12 protein-coding genes are annotated in these 17,673 nt (G+C 44.4%); 4 read left to right on the top strand and 8 right to left on the bottom strand.

Annotated elements, in window-relative coordinates:
* Positions 1–7 precede the first annotated feature (7 nt).
* The 6 genes from AACT19_RS15425 to AACT19_RS15400 all read right to left on the bottom strand — a co-directional run bounded on the left by AACT19_RS15425 (position 8) and on the right by AACT19_RS15400 (position 6,927).
* A complete protein-coding gene (locus AACT19_RS15425; protein WP_076647130.1) occupies positions 8–2,863 on the bottom strand; it encodes a formate dehydrogenase subunit alpha in 2,856 nt (951 codons plus the stop codon).
* Positions 2,864–2,873: 10 nt separating this feature from the next.
* Positions 2,874–3,074 (bottom strand): twin-arginine translocation signal domain-containing protein, encoded by a 201-nt coding sequence (locus AACT19_RS15420; RefSeq protein ID WP_004733728.1) that lies wholly within the window; start codon positions 3,072–3,074, stop codon positions 2,874–2,876.
* Positions 3,075–3,150: 76 nt separating this feature from the next.
* Positions 3,151–3,819 carry a TorD/DmsD family molecular chaperone gene (locus tag AACT19_RS15415; protein ID WP_004733730.1) on the bottom strand — a complete coding sequence of 223 codons (669 nt, stop codon included), beginning with the start codon at positions 3,817–3,819 and terminating at the stop codon, positions 3,151–3,153.
* 9 nt (positions 3,820–3,828) lie between these two features.
* Positions 3,829–5,490 (bottom strand): 4Fe-4S dicluster domain-containing protein, encoded by a 1,662-nt coding sequence (locus AACT19_RS15410; RefSeq protein ID WP_076647128.1) that lies wholly within the window; start codon positions 5,488–5,490, stop codon positions 3,829–3,831.
* Between the two features lie 299 nt (positions 5,491–5,789).
* Complete coding sequence (locus AACT19_RS15405) at positions 5,790–6,473, bottom strand: DUF3306 domain-containing protein (RefSeq protein ID WP_076647126.1); 684 nt, start codon at positions 6,471–6,473, stop codon at positions 5,790–5,792.
* On the bottom strand, positions 6,463–6,927 hold the full coding sequence (locus AACT19_RS15400) for a DUF3305 domain-containing protein (RefSeq protein WP_076647124.1): 465 nt from the start codon (positions 6,925–6,927) through the stop codon (positions 6,463–6,465). The genes AACT19_RS15405 and AACT19_RS15400 overlap by 11 nt, the downstream gene beginning before the upstream one ends.
* Before the next feature lie 370 nt (positions 6,928–7,297).
* On the opposite strand from AACT19_RS15400, the gene fdhD reads away from it, so the two are divergent.
* Together fdhD and AACT19_RS15390 are read left to right on the top strand one after the other, a co-directional pair.
* Positions 7,298–8,137: a formate dehydrogenase accessory sulfurtransferase FdhD gene (gene fdhD / locus AACT19_RS15395; RefSeq protein WP_017094052.1), complete on the top strand. Its 840-nt coding sequence runs from the start codon at positions 7,298–7,300 to the stop codon at positions 8,135–8,137.
* Between the two features lie 336 nt (positions 8,138–8,473).
* Positions 8,474–10,363, top strand: coding sequence for a methyl-accepting chemotaxis protein (locus AACT19_RS15390; protein WP_076647122.1), 1,890 nt, complete (start codon positions 8,474–8,476; stop codon positions 10,361–10,363).
* Between the two features lie 187 nt (positions 10,364–10,550).
* On the opposite strand, the gene AACT19_RS15385 is transcribed toward AACT19_RS15390, so the two are convergent.
* On the bottom strand, positions 10,551–12,134 hold the full coding sequence (locus AACT19_RS15385; protein WP_017077249.1) for an ABC-F family ATPase: 1,584 nt from the start codon (positions 12,132–12,134) through the stop codon (positions 10,551–10,553).
* Between the two features lie 451 nt (positions 12,135–12,585).
* Between AACT19_RS15385 and AACT19_RS15380 the strand changes: the two genes are divergently transcribed.
* Together AACT19_RS15380 and AACT19_RS15375 are read left to right on the top strand one after the other, a co-directional pair.
* Entirely contained in the window at positions 12,586–14,931 is a 2,346-nt protein-coding gene (locus tag AACT19_RS15380) for an ATP-binding protein (protein WP_076647120.1), read from the top strand.
* A gap of 1 nt (position 14,932) precedes the next feature.
* Entirely contained in the window at positions 14,933–15,820 is an 888-nt protein-coding gene (locus AACT19_RS15375; RefSeq protein WP_004733762.1) for a mechanosensitive ion channel family protein, read from the top strand.
* Between the two features lie 133 nt (positions 15,821–15,953).
* On the opposite strand, the gene AACT19_RS15370 is transcribed toward AACT19_RS15375, so the two are convergent.
* Positions 15,954–17,573 carry a methyl-accepting chemotaxis protein gene (locus AACT19_RS15370; RefSeq protein WP_076647118.1) on the bottom strand — a complete coding sequence of 540 codons (1,620 nt, stop codon included), beginning with the start codon at positions 17,571–17,573 and terminating at the stop codon, positions 15,954–15,956.
* Between the last annotated feature and the right edge of the window lie 100 nt (positions 17,574–17,673).

Genomic DNA, 17,673 nt, shown 5'->3' with positions numbered 1-17,673 from the left:
AGACTCCTTACGCTTTACGAATATTACAAAGGGTTACTTTCGTTTCCTGCATCAACGTGACAGGGTCGTAACCATATGTGGTTGCTGTATTGGCTGCTTCGCCAATAACGTAAGGATCAGTGCCTTCAGGGTATTTAGAACGCAAATCTTCGCCTTCAAACTTACCACCGAAGTGGAACGGCAAGAACGCCAAACCCGGTTTAACACGACGAGTAACCATCGCTTTCACCTTGATACGGCCTTTCTCTGCACCCTCAACCCAAACATCATCACCATCTTTAAAGCCAATGTCGTTTGCATCTTTAGGGTTCACTTCAACAAACATCTCTTGTTGTAGTTCTGCTAGCCAAGGATTAGAACGTGTTTCTTCACCACCACCCTCGTACTCAACCAGACGACCAGACGTAAGAATAATCGGGTATTCACCAGACTTATCTTGGTCTTGAATTGACTTGTACAACGTAGGAACACGGAAAATCGCTTCTTTGTCATCCCACGTTGGGTAATCAGCTACTAGGTCACGACGTGGTGTGTAAAGTGGCTCACGGTGCAGTGGCACTCTGTCTGGGAATGTCCAAACAATCGCACGCGCTTTCGCATTACCAAACGGAATACAACCATGCTTGATAGCAACACGTTGGATGCCACCAGAAACGTCGGTTTTCCAGTTTTTACCTTCAGCAGAGGCTTTTTCTTCTGCTGTTAGGTCGTCCCACCAACCCAGTTGTTTCAGCAGTTTGTCACTGAACTCTGGGTAACCATCTTTGATTTCGCTGCCTTTTGAGTAGCTGTCTTCAGCCAATAGGCTTTGACCTTCAAATTCGACACCGAAACGAGTACGGAAGTTACCGCCGCCCTCAGCAACTGGTTTAGACGTATCGTAAAGGATATGTGTACCTGGGTGTTTCATTTCTGGGTTGCCCCAACATGGCCAAGGCAGACCGTAAGTCTCGCCATTCGCTGGGCCGCCTTCTGCAGCAAGCGTTGTTTTGTGGAACGTGTGCCAGTTTTGTTGGTGTTCTTTCAAACGCTCTGGGCTTTGACCGGTATAGCCGATCGTCCACATACCTTTGTTGAATTCACGAGTGATGTCTTCAATCAATGGTTGGTTGTTCTCAACACGGATGTTTTTGAACAGCTGATCAGAGAAACCAAGCTTCTTAGAAAGAAGGTACATAATTTCGTGGTCAGGCTTTGATTCGAACAGAGGATCAACAACCTTGTCACGCCACTGTAGAGAACGGTTTGATGCCGTTACACTGCCGTAGGTTTCAAATTGAGTGGTTGCTGGAAGCAAGTAAACGCCATCAGTACGATCGTTCATTACTGCCGCGACTGTTGGGTACGGGTCAACGATAACCATCATATCCAGCTTCTGCATCGCCTTCTTCATCTCTGGACCACGAGTCTGAGAGTTCACCGCGTGACCCCAGTAGAACATGGCGCGGATGTTTTCGCGTTGACGAATCTTGTCTTTGTCTTCAAGCACGCCATCAACCCAACGAGAGACAGGAATACCTGCACTGTTCATTGGTTTTTGACCACCGTATGCGTTGTCGTCGAAACGTCCTTTAACCCAGTCAAAGTCGATATCCCAAACTTTAGACCAATGGCGCCACGAACCTTCAGACAAGCCGTAGTAACCCGGTAACGTGTCTGATAGTACGCCAAGGTCAGTTGCGCCTTGTACGTTATCGTGACCACGGAAAATGTTTGCACCGCCACCTGATTTACCGATGTTACCGAGCGCAAGCTCAAGGACACAGTAAGCACGTGTGTTGTTGTTACCCGTAGTATGTTGAGTACCACCCATACACCAAACGATACAACCCGGACGGTTCTCTGAAAGCAGTTTTGCTGTGTGGTAAACGTCGTCTTCGCTAACGCCTGTTACACGCTCAACTTCTGCTGGGTTCCACTTCGCAACTTCTTCACGGATCTCGTCCATGCCGAATACACGTTGGCGGATGAATTCTTGGTCTTCCCACTTGTTAGCAAAGACATGCCATAGCAGACCCCAGATAAACGCAACGTCTGACCCCGGGCGTAGAGAAACATAGTGATCAGATTTCGCAGCAGTACGCGTACGACGAGGATCCGCAACAACGATCTTACAGTTGTTCTTCTCTTTCGCGATTAGGATGTGTTGCATCGCAACCGGGTGAGCTTCTGCAGGGTTCGAACCAATGAACAGCATCGACTTACAGTTATGCATGTCATTGAACGAGTTTGTCATCGCGCCGTAACCCCAAGTGTTTGCAACACCGGCTACTGTGGTTGAGTGACAAATACGCGCTTGGTGGTCAACGTTGTTGGTACCCCAAAGCGACGCCATCTTACGGAATGCGTAAGCTTGCTCGTTACTGTGTTTCGCACTACCTAGGAAGTAAACGGAATCAGGACCAGACTCTTTACGAAGTTCTAGCGCTTTATTACCGATCTCTTCAATCGCTTGTTCCCAAGAAAGCTTCTTCCACTTACCGCCTTCCAATTTCATTGGGTACTTAAGGCGACGCTCACCGTGGCCGTGCTCACGCAGAGCTGCGCCTTTCGCACAGTGTCCACCAGCGTTGAATGGGTGATCGAATGCAGGCTCTTGACCTGTCCAAACACCGTTTTGAACTTCAGCGTAAATACCACAACCTACAGAACAGTGAGAACAGATAGTACGTTTCACTTCTGTTTTCGCTTCAGGGTCGACTGACTTAGCTTGCGCCTTTTTCATCATACCCGGAGCGAATAGACCAGCGCCTACTACCGCACCACCAGCCGCTAGAGAGGTGTTTTTCATGAAGGCACGTCGAGACACACCCAGTTGATTGGTTTCTTTGCTCACACTATCGGAGCGTTTGACAAGTTTCATCCGTTATCTCCTAAAGCGTGTCGTAGTAATCGCGAATGTGTTGCGTTTCACGATAGCCCGTCTTCTTCATGTCTTCTTTCGGCATTTCAACCGTTTCTGAAGCAGTTGCCACCTTCGTTGTTCCAGCGACAACGGCACCCGCTACGGCTGCAGTTGTTAAGCCTTTGAGTAAGTCCCTACGGCTTGTGTTTATTTCTTTATTATCTTTCATCATTGCTTCCTTACCTTGCGGTAGATCTTTTTGGAGGCTTAATGCCCCTCTATCGATATAATCGCGTACTGCTCGATTACTCGTAATCAGTGACGTTTTTCACATCAATCTTTAATTTATGTTTACTGCTTTTTGTATTAACGCTAAAACGCACTTGCTCTAACGTTAGGAATGCTTCACACAGCTGAGCTGCCGATTTGTAGAAGTTCGCACTTTCTGCACTTTCAAGCTGACGCGTAAAAGAGTTAAACCAAGGGCCAAGATGCTTATTGAAAACGGCTTGTTGAAGCGCTTCTTCTTCACCGGTTAGCATTGCCATTACTTCACACAATGCAGCAATATGATCTTCTGGCTCTTTCACTTGATCATCACGCTCAATGCCTAAAAGCTCTAGGTCATGACGAATCTCTGCTAATGGTTTTTCCATCATGGCGCCAGTTCTATGCCAAGAACCAAATGGAACTATCTCTCCACGGCCAATGCCAATGAACAGATCTTGGTATTCGTCTTCTAACGCTTCGCGATTTGATTCCGTTGCCGCTTGTTGAATGGCAATCCAAGCTTTTTGCATTGCACTCTCAGACGCTTCAATGTCTAACGTCTTTAGGAAATCAATGACCTCTTCAGAAGGTGCGCTACGGAACAATGCAGAAAGAACCAAATAGATTTCAGTTCTTAGTGTCTGTTCTTGCTTTAATTCTTTTGCGAGCTCAGGCTCTTGTGCCTGATCCAAATTAGTATCCAAGGCCAACTCCTAGTATTTCAATTGATTCAATGGGTCTTGAGCCATTGAGTCGAACATGTCCACTACACGACAGTCTTCACACATCGCAATACGATTAATCGCAGTTTCATCTGAAAAATGAGAGTGACCGCGTAACTTGTTCTGTAACATGTCAATCATAGACTGTGGAGCGAATGGCTTATGGCAACGTAAACATTCCGCCGCTTTCTCTTCATGAATCACAACCGCTTGTTGACGTTCTTCTTTCACCCAATTAATACGAGGTGTCAGAGTGAGAACATTCTCAGGACATGCCTTTTCACACAGACCACATTGAATACAGTCTTGTTCTACAAACTTAAGTGATGGAGAAGCACCGTCGGTATGAAGAGCACGTGTAGGACAAACCGCCACACAACTCATGCATAACGTACAATCTTTGCTTTCACACGAAACCGTGCCGTATGGTGCATTCGAAGGAAGTTCAACGATATTCTCGACAGGAATGCGAGATGAAGACATAGCATCGAGTGCAGTGAATAGACGTTGACGTTTGTTGCCTTGAAGATCGCCAAGTGCAAGGTCGAAAGAATCAACGCACAGTGTTGGAGGCCCTTCACGTAGAGACTCTAAATACAGGATATCGATGGTTTCTTTTGGAACACCGATTTGGTCTAGTAGCTCTTGAGCAATCCCTACTTCGTTATTCAGAACACGAATGATCGTCTCTGGCATAAAACGAGAAGCAGCAAACAGAACCTGAGTCGCCCCATTCACTAGCGCTGCAAACCAAGTATCAATACCAATAGAAGGCAGTTCTTCAACCACTATTGGAATCACGTTATCTGGCAGTGCTTTTAGCGCCATCACATTGTAAGTTTCATGACGAGAGCTACAGATAAGTACGATTGGATCCAGACCGCCCGCATGTTCATAGTTAGCTAGCGTACGTTCAATGAACTTTTGAGTATCGTCAGGGTTTGGAAGCGCATAGGTAATCGCTTCTGTAGGACAGCTTGTTGCACAAGTTCCAACGCCTTGACATAGATAAGGGTTAATCTCGATCTTGTGACCTGTTTTGTCTGAGCCTTCACTTGATAGTGCGCCAGCAGGACAAGCATCAACACAACGTTCGCAGCCTTTTACGCCACGAGAACTGTGTGCACAAAGGTCAGTGTCTAAACGGAAGAATTTAGGCTTATCAAATGTACCCATTAGCGTTGGAATCTCTTCCAGTGCTTCGGCCAGTTTTGGATAGCCTCGGCCCACTGGGTAATAACCCGGTACAGGCACTTCTTCTGTCATGCAGCTATTCAGACATAGGTCTAGAACAACATCGAAACAATCGTGATTAATCGCGATTTTCGCCAAGTTGCTTGATGTGCCTTTACTCTCAATCACAACTTCAAACGTGCCAAGGAAACCGGATACTTGAACCGAATTCGCGAAGTACAGTTCTGGGTTTTTGCCCTTTTCGCCGTCTGTCGACAATAAGGTTAAGCTCGTCAATTGAGGTAATTGAGCCGCAGCACTTTCAATGATCGCAGTTGGACCAATAATAAGAGTATTACCGCCGCTTTCGTAGCTAACAGTAGGTGGAATCAGATTTGTTAACTCAACTGTATTTTCAAATGCATACAGTCTTGCTTTAGCGTTATTTGAAGTTGCTTGTTCTAATAATTGTTTAAGCATTGCTCAGTTCCATCTTTGGACATGGATAATCTGTTCAACCTTCATTGTAGTAAGCGATAGAGAACTTGCTGAGTAATCCGTTAACAACTAACCCTTTAGCCAGTGTCCCGCTCGTCAGACTATGAATTCGTCTATCTACAAAAAAGTTGATAATAAACGTTATTTAGCAAATGCCATGCCAATTTAATAAACCTTATATATCAGTAATTTAATATTTTATAGCGTTTATTGTGCGTATAAAAAAACCGCTTGGGACATTTTGTCTCAAGCGGTTCATTGAGTATTTAGTCAAAATGTACCTATTCTTTGTGTGGTATATTTTGTCCCATCTCTTTCAGGTCATCTTCGTCTGATGTTGTAGCGCTTTTATCTGGTACTGTGTTTTTATACAGTTGTTTTTTTTGTTCGGTTATTTCGGCACTTTCTGAAGTTTCAAGTTCATTATCAGATACCTCAAGATCGCTTTCAGAATGTTCTAAAACTTCATCTTCAGTCTTATTATCAATGACTTGCTCTTCTTCTGGTGTGGTTTCTTCTTCCGTTTTATCTTTAACCCAATCACGCAGGGTTTCCGCAACCCCTTCAGAAAGAGACTTCAAATTACTGTAATCGTCGTCGTAATCATCTAAACCATCACGAACATTGAATTCTTCTGAGAGGAATAGTTTACGCAATGCGGCTTTTTTTACGCTTTCTGAAGCTTCTGATACCAATAATTGAGCAACAGACAAGTCTTCAGTGGCTTCTGGTGCGGGATCTTGAACGTCAGAAGCATGAACTTCTTCATTGGTTTCTGGAGACTCATTTTCTAAAGCCTCACGGTCTAATGACTCCGATGCTTCTACGTCTATAGATGAAGCAGCAATCGAAGCCTCTGAGGAAGTAAGCTCAGTTTCCTCAAGCGTTTGTTGTGCTTCCAAAGGTTCGTCAGTGGATTCATCAAGCTTTCTCTGAGACCAGCGGCTGAAAAAGTTAGTTGCCATTTGATCGACCCGCACCTTTACGTTTCTTACGTCTTGCTTCTAGCAACTCACCATGACGGCCGATGAATGCTTCCATCCAAGCCTGTACGGGCAAAGGAATGTCGTATGAAAGGACTTGGTTGTCACCGTCCATGTATTGCCCTGCAACGGTTTGTGATGCTGTAAGTAACTGAATGACGGGCTTAACACCAGAATCGACATTATCCATCACTAAGAAAAGCTTAGGTTGCTGAGAGCTTAGGTTGAAACGATAGTCTGTACGCTCGTCTTTATGTAATTGGAGTAAACAAACGTCTTGGGCATCGTCTTCTGGCGACAGTTCAAACCCCCTCAATTCCCATTGAGTCGTTACCCAGATACCTGTTTTGATCTCTTTTTCTATTCTTTGGACACCGATTGGCCAAGCTGCTTCTGTTTTTTCATATTGTTCTTTGAATTCTTTTATCTCAGACATACTTCACCCAATTGATTTTCTTTGGTCTGAATGCACTTAGGACATTTTGTACTGTGCGCAATCATATACATCCTATAAAGCAATAAACACGCCAATACGGATTAACTGCAAGAGCGTATCTATAGCGTTCGTTATCAAGTTGTCACTATAACGTTAGTCGATACTGGTTATTTCAGACAACTCCACTCGGTGAACTCTCATATTTTGCGCTATTTTAATCGAATGCTTCATGTTTTCCTTAATACCCGTTATTTTGGAATAAGATTTGCTTTAAGCATGAGTTAAAGAATCGATGAACAAGATCGGCGTTAGACCCTCTTGTTAACTTCTTATCTCTTAAAATCGCTATCTCATTAAGTAGGACGTGACTGTGGTAAAACCAAACATAATAAAAACTAGCGAAAACCCACTTCAAACAATCGAAGTTGAAGTGTTTGATGAATATGGTGAGAAGCTAACCAAACAGATCGCTTGTGAACGCCCTCTTACCGTTATGTTGAACTGGAAAGAGATCGTAACCCTGATGACGCTCGGCTCGCGCCCTGAATCTTTAGTCTTGGGGTATTTGAAGAACCAAAGCTTCCTTTCTGACCCTGAAGCGGTTGAATCTATCATCATCGATTGGGAAACCAGCTCTGCTGCGGTCATTACCAATGAAGATACGAGCCAACTTGAGCAAGCGCTTAAGAAGAAGACGGTGACCTCTGGCTGTGGTCAGGGCACCATGTTTGGTAACGTGATGAAGCAGTTGGAAGGTTACCAAGTGCCTCAGACCAAAATTAAGCAATCTGAAATTTACACGGCTTTAGAAGCACTGACTCATTACAACGACACGTACAAGAAAGCTGGCGCTGTACATGGTTGCGCTGTTTGCAAAGACGACAAGGTTCTATCGTTTGTTGAAGATGTTGGCCGACATAACGCGGTTGATACTTTGGCCGGTGAGATGTGGCTTAACAAAGAAGACGGCACAGACAAGATTTTCTACACCACAGGTCGCCTTACCTCGGAAATGGTCATCAAAGTAGCGCAGATGGGTATTCCTGTTCTGCTATCACGCTCTGGCGTAACGCAAATGGGCTTAGACTTGGCTCAGCAATTTGGTATCACGACCATTGCTCGCGCTAAAGGCCTGCGATTCCAAGTGTTCACTGGCGCAGAGAAGATTGAATTCGATGTAAAAGGCGAACAAGCTTCGTCTGAAAGCTAGATTCAAAAGCCCTGTTCATGCCTAATTAAAGCTGATTTTAGGCGAACGATATAGCTAAACAACAATGCCGCTCATAACCTTGATGAGCGGCATTTTTTATTTGTTCAAAGTTTATTTCAAGATATGCCTAGTAAGCTATATAGCTTGGAGGTTTCTATCAACGGTGCCCACTGATTTTCGCTTGTAGATAAATAACGGCTCCCTCGACCTTAGTCGTAAACGAATCTTGCTTTAACAACCTGATAGGCTATTAGTTACATATTAATCATTTAAATATTTCTGTTAATTACAAAATAAATATGAATATCAACGTCACTGGCTTAAAGGGAATTAACCATGAGTAATCCGTCGGAACCTCAGCGTCGTTCGCTGTCTCTTTCAATACGCAGTAAATTTATTCTAATCAACCTCACCCTGTTTGTTTCAGTCTTCATATACGCCATTTACGAACAGTTTAGCTTAGACAAGCTTGAATCCTTGGAACGTGCTGCGACTGAAAACCTCAGGAGTTCAGTTGACTTGCTAACGCTCAGGCGACACGAGAAAGATTTCTTGTCTCGCCACGATCAAAAATACGCAGAACGTTTCGATATAACCGCCGACACATTGAATCAAAGATTGGTGACGTTGAACCAGACTCTCACCTCGCACGAGCTGCACCTGTCTGACCAAATGACAAGGATTTCGGACACTCTTCATCAATATCAAAAACAGTTTCACCAAATCGTCGAACAAGTAAATAACATTGAACGTACGACCGCACCTTTAGGTTTTGTCGCTGTGTTAGATGGCAAAAGAACCGCGTTAAAATCAGCGATCGAATCTGAATCGAGTTTGGCTTTAGAGCTTGCGCTGTTAGAGTTGATTGAAAAAGACTTCCACTATCTCGCTCATATTAATGACCAAACACATATGGCGTTAGCGAGTGCTCTTAAAGAGTTTGAACCCTACTCTCAAACTTCGGTTGCGACAGAGCAAGCCTATTCGGATTACAAAGCTGCGGTTGAAACGCTTCTTCTGGCTAACACCAATTTAGGCTTGTCGGCAGAACTCGGTCTTAGAGGCGCCTTACGTAGCAACGTCCACAAAACAGAACAAGCTATTGAAACGGTACAAACCGAGATAAGCCAAGCCATCACAGCGGCGAGTACACATACCAAAAATACATTGCATCTATTTGGTGCCGCCATCGTCGCTCTGCTCTCTTTATTGTTGGTGTTCATTGGTCGCAACATACTTGCGCGAATCAAAGCGATAAACGTGATGATGGAATCAATCGCCAGTGGAGATGGTGACTTAACCATTCGCATGAATGCCAAAGGCAATGACGAACTCGCACAACTTGCTCACTCGTTCGATACCTTCATCAATAAACTGCACGGTAACATCAAAGAGCTATCCGGCGTGATGACGGTGTTGACCGATAGTTCGTGTAGCTCTGAAGAAGCGGCAATCAAAAGTATGAGTAATGCTGAAAAGCAGAAGCAACAATCTGAATCAGTAGCGACGGCAGTTAATGAGCTGGTGATGACCAGTAATGAAGTGACGGCGAACATAGAAAACGCAGCGATGAACGCTGAGAAGATTAAAGACAATGCACATCAGGCGCTGCAAGAAACCCACGCAACCAATGACAGCATTAATGTGTTGGCCGAGAATATTGCAGAGTCTCAAAGCCTAATTGTTCAGCTCGAAGATCAGAGTCGCGAAATCAATCAAGTCGTTACTACGATTCAAGGTATAGCGGAACAAACTAACCTACTCGCGCTAAATGCAGCGATAGAAGCTGCGCGTGCTGGTGACCATGGTCGCGGGTTTGCAGTCGTGGCCTCTGAAGTGAGAGAACTTTCGCTAATGACTAACGATTCAACCCATCAAATTGAATCGACCATTCATGGCCTAACGTCTGGAATAGCAAAAACGGTCGCTAAGATGTCGGTAAGCCTAGAACAAACGGGCTTAGTTAAACACCAAACCAAAGATGTGGTAAATGCGATTGAAGGGATACACTTTCAGGTTGGCGAGATGTTCGACTTAAACAGCCAGATTGCCACGGCGTCTGAAGAGCAATCCATGGTTTCAGCGGACATCGATCGGAACATTACCGATATCGCTCATTTAGCCAGTGATACTCATACCGTGGTTTCAGGGTCAGTTCGTTGTAGTGAACAAGTATCGAACGTGAGTGTGAAGCTTGAGAAGATTGTGGCGCAGTTTAAGTATTAATGAGCAGTGTAAGTATTGATGAGTAAAGGTATTTGCGACCAACCACTCGACGTTTTTTAATACAAAGAGACTGATATAAAAAACTGATATGAAAAACAAAAGGCCTCTATCTTATTCATAAAGATAGAGGCCTTTTTAATCAGGGATACGTACTAACGTTGTATTACGTATTCATGTTTAATGCGTGCTAAGCGCGTGCTTTCAAGAACTCAGCGTAAGTACCGCGGAAGTCGTTGATCTTGCCGTCTTTGATTTCAAGAACACGAGTCGCTAGAGAGTCTACGAATACACGGTCGTGAGATACGAAGAACAATGTGCCTTTGTAGTTCTCAAGAGCCAAGTTAAGCGCTTCGATAGATTCCATATCCATGTGGTTTGTTGGTTCATCCATTAGCAGGATGTTTGGCTTGTGCATCATGATCTTGCCAAGAAGCATACGACCTTGCTCACCACCAGAGATAACCTTTACCGACTTTTTGATGTCGTCTTGGCCAAACAGCATACGACCTAGGAAGCTACGAACAACTTGCTCGTCTTCGCCTTCTTGACGCCATTGGCTCATCCAATCAAACAGGTTTAGATCTTCTTCAAAATCATGTGCGTGATCTTGAGCGTAGTAACCGATGTTTGAGTTTTCAGACCACTTATATTCACCAGTACGCGCTTCTAGGGCACCCGCTAGTGTGTTAAGTAGTGTTGTTTTACCCACACCGTTCTCGCCGATGATAGCAACACGCTCACCTACTTCGAAAATCGCATCGAACTTGTTGTATAGGTCTTCTTCAAAACCTTGAGATAGGTTTTCAACCACAAGCGCGTTACGGAATAGCTCTTTAGACTGTTCGAAACGGATGAATGGGTTTTGACGGCTAGACGCTTTTACTTCATCTAGTTGAATCTTGTCGATCTGTTTAGCACGAGATGTCGCTTGTTTCGCTTTAGATGCGTTAGCAGAGAAACGAGAAACGAACGTTTGAAGTTCAGCAATTTGTGCTTTCTTCTTCGCGTTATCAGAAAGTAGACGTTCACGAGCTTGTGTCGCTGCTGTCATGTACTCATCGTAGTTGCCAGGGAACAGACGAAGTGCGCCGTAATCAAGGTCAGCCATGTGTGTACAAACTGAGTTTAGGAAGTGACGGTCATGCGAAATGATGATCATTGTGCAGTTACGTTGGTTTAGCGTATCTTCCAACCACTTGATGGTGTCCATGTCCAGGTTGTTCGTTGGTTCGTCAAGAAGCATGATATGCGGGTCTGCAAACAGTACTTGAGACAACAGAACACGAAGTTTCCAACCCGGTGCCACTTCGCTCATTAGACCGAAGTGCAGTGATTCTTCAATACCTACCGCAAGAAGAAGCTCACCTGCTTTCGCTTCTGCCATGTAACCGTCCATTTCAGCGAACTGAACTTCAAGATCAGCCACTTTCATGCCGTCTTCTTCGCTCATTTCAGGCAAAGAGTAAATACGGTCACGCTCTTGCTTAATCGCCCAAAGCTCTTTGTGACCCATGATAACCGTGTCGATTACCGTGAATTCTTCATAAGCAAACTGGTCTTGGTTTAGCTTAGCAACGCGCTCATTTGGATCGTAGCTTACGTTACCTGCACTTGGCTCAAGTTCACCAGAAAGGATCTTCATGAACGTCGATTTACCACAGCCATTCGCGCCGATTAAACCGTAGCGGTTGCCTTCGCCGAACTTAACTGAAATATTTTCGAAAAGTGGCTTAGCGCCGAATTGTTGGGTGATATTTGCTGTGGAGATCAATGCCGTTACCTTTTTAATGTGAAAAACGCCGCAACGTTACTTCTTCGGGGCTTTAACTGCAAGTCTTGATTGCAATTACTCGCCATTAAGTGAGTGATAACCTAGCCAAATCATAGTTTGAGCTGACTCACATTTTTGATTTTCTATTTGTCGTTAAAAAACCATCTACTTTCAGGAAAAACAAAATATCGAACAGCACCCCATAATGGGCGGTATATAACGTCCCAAATCATGCCAACCATTGAATATATCGTATGCTGATTGGTCACAGTAAAACTAACCCGATCAAAGCAACAACAGGCATAGGCAAGACTAGCCTAATCTCTGACAATTTCATGACAAAATCAGCCAAAACGGGAATAAAGTACTCGCCCCCGATACGGGGTTGGATTTCACAAAGTAAGATTAACTAACTATAGTAATCCTAACCTCATAATTCTAAGAGACTTTTATGCGTTCACTTTCGCGCTTCTTAATCTTCACTTTGGCCATTATCTCTTGGCCGAGTCATGCCAACTTGGAATATGACTTACAATCTCAGCCTCAGGTCTCTAATAGTGCTGTAGATCTGGATAAGCGTATTGATTCCCTACCGGATCCCCTCTTTATGGAGCCGTCGGACAGACGCCAAGTCAACATTTTACTTGCCGAAGTTCTGCGAGTTCAAAAGCTGGAAATCAAAACCTTCGAGCAACAGATAAAAGCCTATAGAGATAACAACGACGCCGATCAATGGTTTTCCGTGCAAACGAGCTACGTCACATTGAATAGCTTGAACGTAAGTAAACAGCATCTTTTAGAGCAGACAAACTCCGCGAATAAAGAGCGCTTAACCGGTTTTGGCCCATACGGCGTGACTCAATTTAAACAAGAGTGGGAATTAACCAAGCTCAATATTGAGTATCTTGTTTACTTCCAAATTCGTAGCTTTAAAGCATTAGTTAAAGACATTTTTATTTCTCCAGTGCCTGTCATTTGGGCTTCTCTAAAGGTGCTGTTCATTTACTTCGGTTTAGTATGGTGGCTTGCCAACAGCACTCGCTTGATTGAGTTGTTTAGAGTTAACTTTCTCGAAGCGAAAACGAACCCTCCTTTTTTGGTTCGTGTGATTTGGTATATCAGCCGCGCTGAGCGTGCGATTGCTTGGTTAATCGCTATCACACTTTCTTTGAGAGTGCTTTCTAGCATCCCTAGCCTGCAGCACCTGATTTTCCTAGAAATATTCACGTGGTGGATTCTAGGTGGTTCGATTGCTATCAGCTTTATTCTTGAATTTGCGTATCGCTTGGGTCGCGCACCAAACCAAGAAGTCATCGCGCTGAGACTATCGACTATTCGTCGCTATGTTTGGAGTATTATTGTTGCGGGTCTGACTTTGCAGATATCGAGCATCACACTGGGTAAAGGCACCATTTACAGCTGGATCTACAGTGCGCTGTTTTTCTGGTTCGTGCTGGTCACGATATCGGTACTGAGATTATGGAGAGCGAAAGTCTTCGATACGCTGCAACACATCTCCGATCGTCCGGTGTGGGTTAACTGGGCGGTAAACCGTAAGGAAACCTTCTTACTTAATATACTGGGGACGGCAATTGGAATCGTGTGGTTGAGTGTTTACAACTTCCAACATCGAATCATGGCATTGCTTTCTAGTTACACGTTGTTTAGTCAGGCCTTAGCCTATCTCTTTCGAATCGAAGTGGCTAAACAGTCGGATCTTGATAAAAACCAACAAAACTTGGTTCGAATCAAAGGAGACAAAACCTATGAGTACATTCTGCCGGGTAATATCGATAGCACCTTAATTGATTACGCGGGCGATGAGGTTAAGCAACTCTCTCGTTATTTGATGTCGGACAGCCCTGCTATTTGTATTGTTTCAGGCGAACGTGGTGTGGGCGCTACAACGCTGCTTTACACCCTGCTGCATAAAGTATCCAACGCAGAGCCTGTTTACGTGAGTTGCCCTTACGCGGGTTACCAAGAGCTCTTAGCGCATCTAGCCGTGAGCATCGGCTTGGAAGAAGAAGCGACTGAGATTCAGATATTGGCGCACCTACGTAAAAGTAACACCACGTACTTAATTGCGATTGATAATGCCCAACGATTGGTTAAGCCAATGGTCGGTGGCCTGTCTGATTTGATTCGTTTAACCAACCTTCTCCGTCGTTCTAAAAAGAATCACCGTGTCGTGATATCGATTGCTAAGTCGAGCTGGCGATTTGTTGATAGAGCGCGTGGTGAGCGTCTGCTGTTTGATTTGGTGTGTTTCCTACCACGTTGGACAGAAAAACAAGTCGGTGATCTTCTAAATAGCCGTATCAATACCGAGCTTGAAAAGCCGTTATCGTTTGATGGTTTGGTTGTCCCTAAGCAGTGGGACCAAGATGACATGAGTGAAGAAGAACGTGCACGCCAAGGTTTCTATCGAATCTTGTGGCACTACTCTGATGGCAACCCTACCGTTGCGCTGCGATTCTTTAGGCTCTCTTTGAACCGCAATAAAGAGACAGATCAAGCAGTGGTACGTTTGTTCCATGTTCCTGAAGCGCAGGAACTCGAGAATATGCCAAAACCTATGCTGGCTGTACTTCGCTCTATCGTGCAACTGGAAATAGCTTCTCCGGAGGTGTTGTCTGAATGTACTCAACTGAGCATTGCAGAGATAACCGGGATTCTACGTTATTTTGAAAGCCGTGGTTATATTGGTTGGCATGAAGAAAAGGCTCGAATTTCTGAGCACTGGTTCCGCCACATTACAAACGTTCTCGACCGTCAACATCTACTGGTGAAGTAAAATGAAGAAGTTATTTATCCTACTATTTGTTGGCTTGGCAAGTGCTGTCAGTTTCCCGACCTTTGCGACGGAAGAGTTAGCTAACGTAGAAAACATCTCAAAGATTGCGAGTTTGGTGCGTTGGAGCGGTGTGTTCTTCTCCATGATCGTTATTGCCGCAATGTGGTTGTTACTTAAGTTCATCAATTCGTTGGTGACCAGTTTTGGTAGTCAGTTCGTGCAATATCGAATGCTGCTACAGAAACTGCAGTCATTTACTCAGTTCTTTATTTACGTGAGCACCGGCCTTATTGTGTTCATGATGAGTTTTCGAATCAACGATCAAATACTGGCTTTGATTGGTGGTACCCTCGCCGTGTCGGTCGGCTTTGCGCTTAAAGACTTGGCTGCGTCATTCATTGCTGGTATTACGGTGATGATTGATAGACCTTTTCAAGTTGGTGACCGTGTCACGTTCGAAGGTAACTATGGCGACATCATTACCATTGGTTTGCGTTCTGTTCGAATGAGAACCCTGAACGACGACATTATCACGATCCCGAACAACAAGTTCTTAAACGAAGTAACGACCAGTGGTAACTATGGCGCGCTGGATATGCAGGTGGTGATTCCATTTTATGTCGGTATGAATGAAGACATCACCCTAGCCCGTGACTTGATTCAAGAAGCTGCGTCTTCAAGTCGTTACATCCACTTGCCGAAGCCTGTTACGGTTCTGGTCAAACAGACGATCACGGATAATTACTTAGCGATACAGTTAACTTGTAAGGCCTATGTGGTCGACACAGCGTATGAGAAGCTGTTTGAAACCGATATTACCTTGCGTGTGATGAAAGAGTTTAGAAAGCACAATATCAACCCTCCGAAGATTTCAGTGACTGCACATTAACAAGATTGGCTTAACGCGCTTCTTTTTCTTAACGCTCTCCTTTTGTTGAGCGAGCTAACAATCCAGTTATCTACAAACGAAAACACCTCCGAACTTATCTCAAGTACGGAGGTGTTTTTTATGAGGTTTTCGCTTAGACCTTAAAGTACTTTAACTGATCAGTAAGGTGTTCTGTAGTGTTGGCCATTTTCTGGCTATCCTCAGCTAACGACTGTGAAGCTTGCAATACTTCGTTAGCCGCCAGATGAATCCCAGTGACACTTTCACTCATTTCGGTTGCTACCGTGCTTTGTTGCTCCGAGGCGGCGGCGATCTGCGCGACCATGTCGTTGGCGTTGTGCAGTTCATTCACAATCACATCGAGTTGTTGGCGAGTTTCGTTAGACGCGACAACACTGTGATCGACTTTCTCATTGCTGCTTTGCATTGCTTTAAAGGTACGCTCAGCTTGCTGAGTCAGTTTTTCAATCGTCGATTGAACTTCATTGGTTGAGTTTTGAGTGCGGCTTGCGAGGTTACGTACTTCATCTGCGACTACCGCGAACCCTCTTCCTTGCTCACCTGCTCGGGCTGCTTCTATTGCCGCATTAAGCGCTAACAAGTTCGTTTGCTCAGATACATCACGTATCACGCTCACCACTTGGCTTATCTCTGTGACACCAGATTGTAAGTCTCTGACGAGATCATTCGCGGTCGAAATGTTTTCTGAAACTTGAGATATGGTTTTAGACGTTACTTGCATGTTCTGGTCGTTCTGATTTGCGTGCTCGACAACCTTATTGGTGCTTGCGGCAGTATTTTCAGCATTAACAGCGACATCAGAAATGGTGGCACTCATTTCTGTCATCGCTGTCGATAGCAACTCAAGCTGTGCATGCTGTGAGTTAACACTGGTCGCAGCCTCTTCACTGGCTTGTGCAATGTGACTCGCCATGTTGCTGGATAAACCTGCTGATTCATTCGCTGTACGAAGCGTACTTTGTAACTTGTTGAGCATGGTATCAATTTGATTACTCATATCGCCCAGTTCATCTTTGCGTGTCATGTTCATGCGTACACGAAGATCCCCATCGGCAATCTTATGGGTGTTGTCGATAAGCTTGTTAAGTGGCACAAGGATATTGTTAGAAATCGCGTAGCCCATAGCAAACAACAGGCCTGATAATACAACCGCGACCAGTCCTTCTTTGAGCGCTAATGCATAGAAAGCGTCTTGAATATCCGCAACTAAGATTCCCGAGCCAACAATCCAATTCCACTCAGGGAATAGCTGTACATATGAGATCTTGTCTTTGAGTTCACCTTGCGGGCTCATCCATTGATAATCAAGAAACCCTTTCTCCTCTGGGGTACGTGAAATGTTGACCATCTCACGCCAGTGGTGTTTACCTGCACCATCTTTAAAGTTACCTGCGTTCTTGCCATTGAGTTCAGGTTTTAATGGATGGATAACAACGTTGAGTTGTTGGTTTAAGATCCAGAAATAATTGGTGGTGTCGTAACGAAGCGTTTCAATCGCTTGCAGTGCTTGTTTCTTTGCTACCTCTTCACCGAGCACGTTACGTTGGCTGTAATAGTAACTCGCTAAGCTGACCGCGGTTTCGACTTGAGCACTGAGTTTATCTTGGCGCTCTTGCATTGAGCTTTCACGTTGTTGCATTAGGTTGAAAGATGACGCCATTACCAATAGAACAACCGATAAAATGACGATGGAGATAAGTTTTGATTTAATAGATAGATTACTTAATTTCATAGCTGACTGACTTTATTATATTTTTTGATTATGAATTTGGGGTCAATGTATCAAAAATCCGTACAGTTCAGATGATATGCATCAAGATCAAAAGATATAC

Origin of the sequence: Vibrio sp. 10N.222.47.A9 (assembly GCF_963872585.1) — a bacterium.
Taxonomy (GTDB): domain Bacteria; phylum Pseudomonadota; class Gammaproteobacteria; order Enterobacterales; family Vibrionaceae; genus Vibrio; species Vibrio splendidus.
This window is presented reverse-complemented; position numbering and strand designations above follow the sequence as displayed.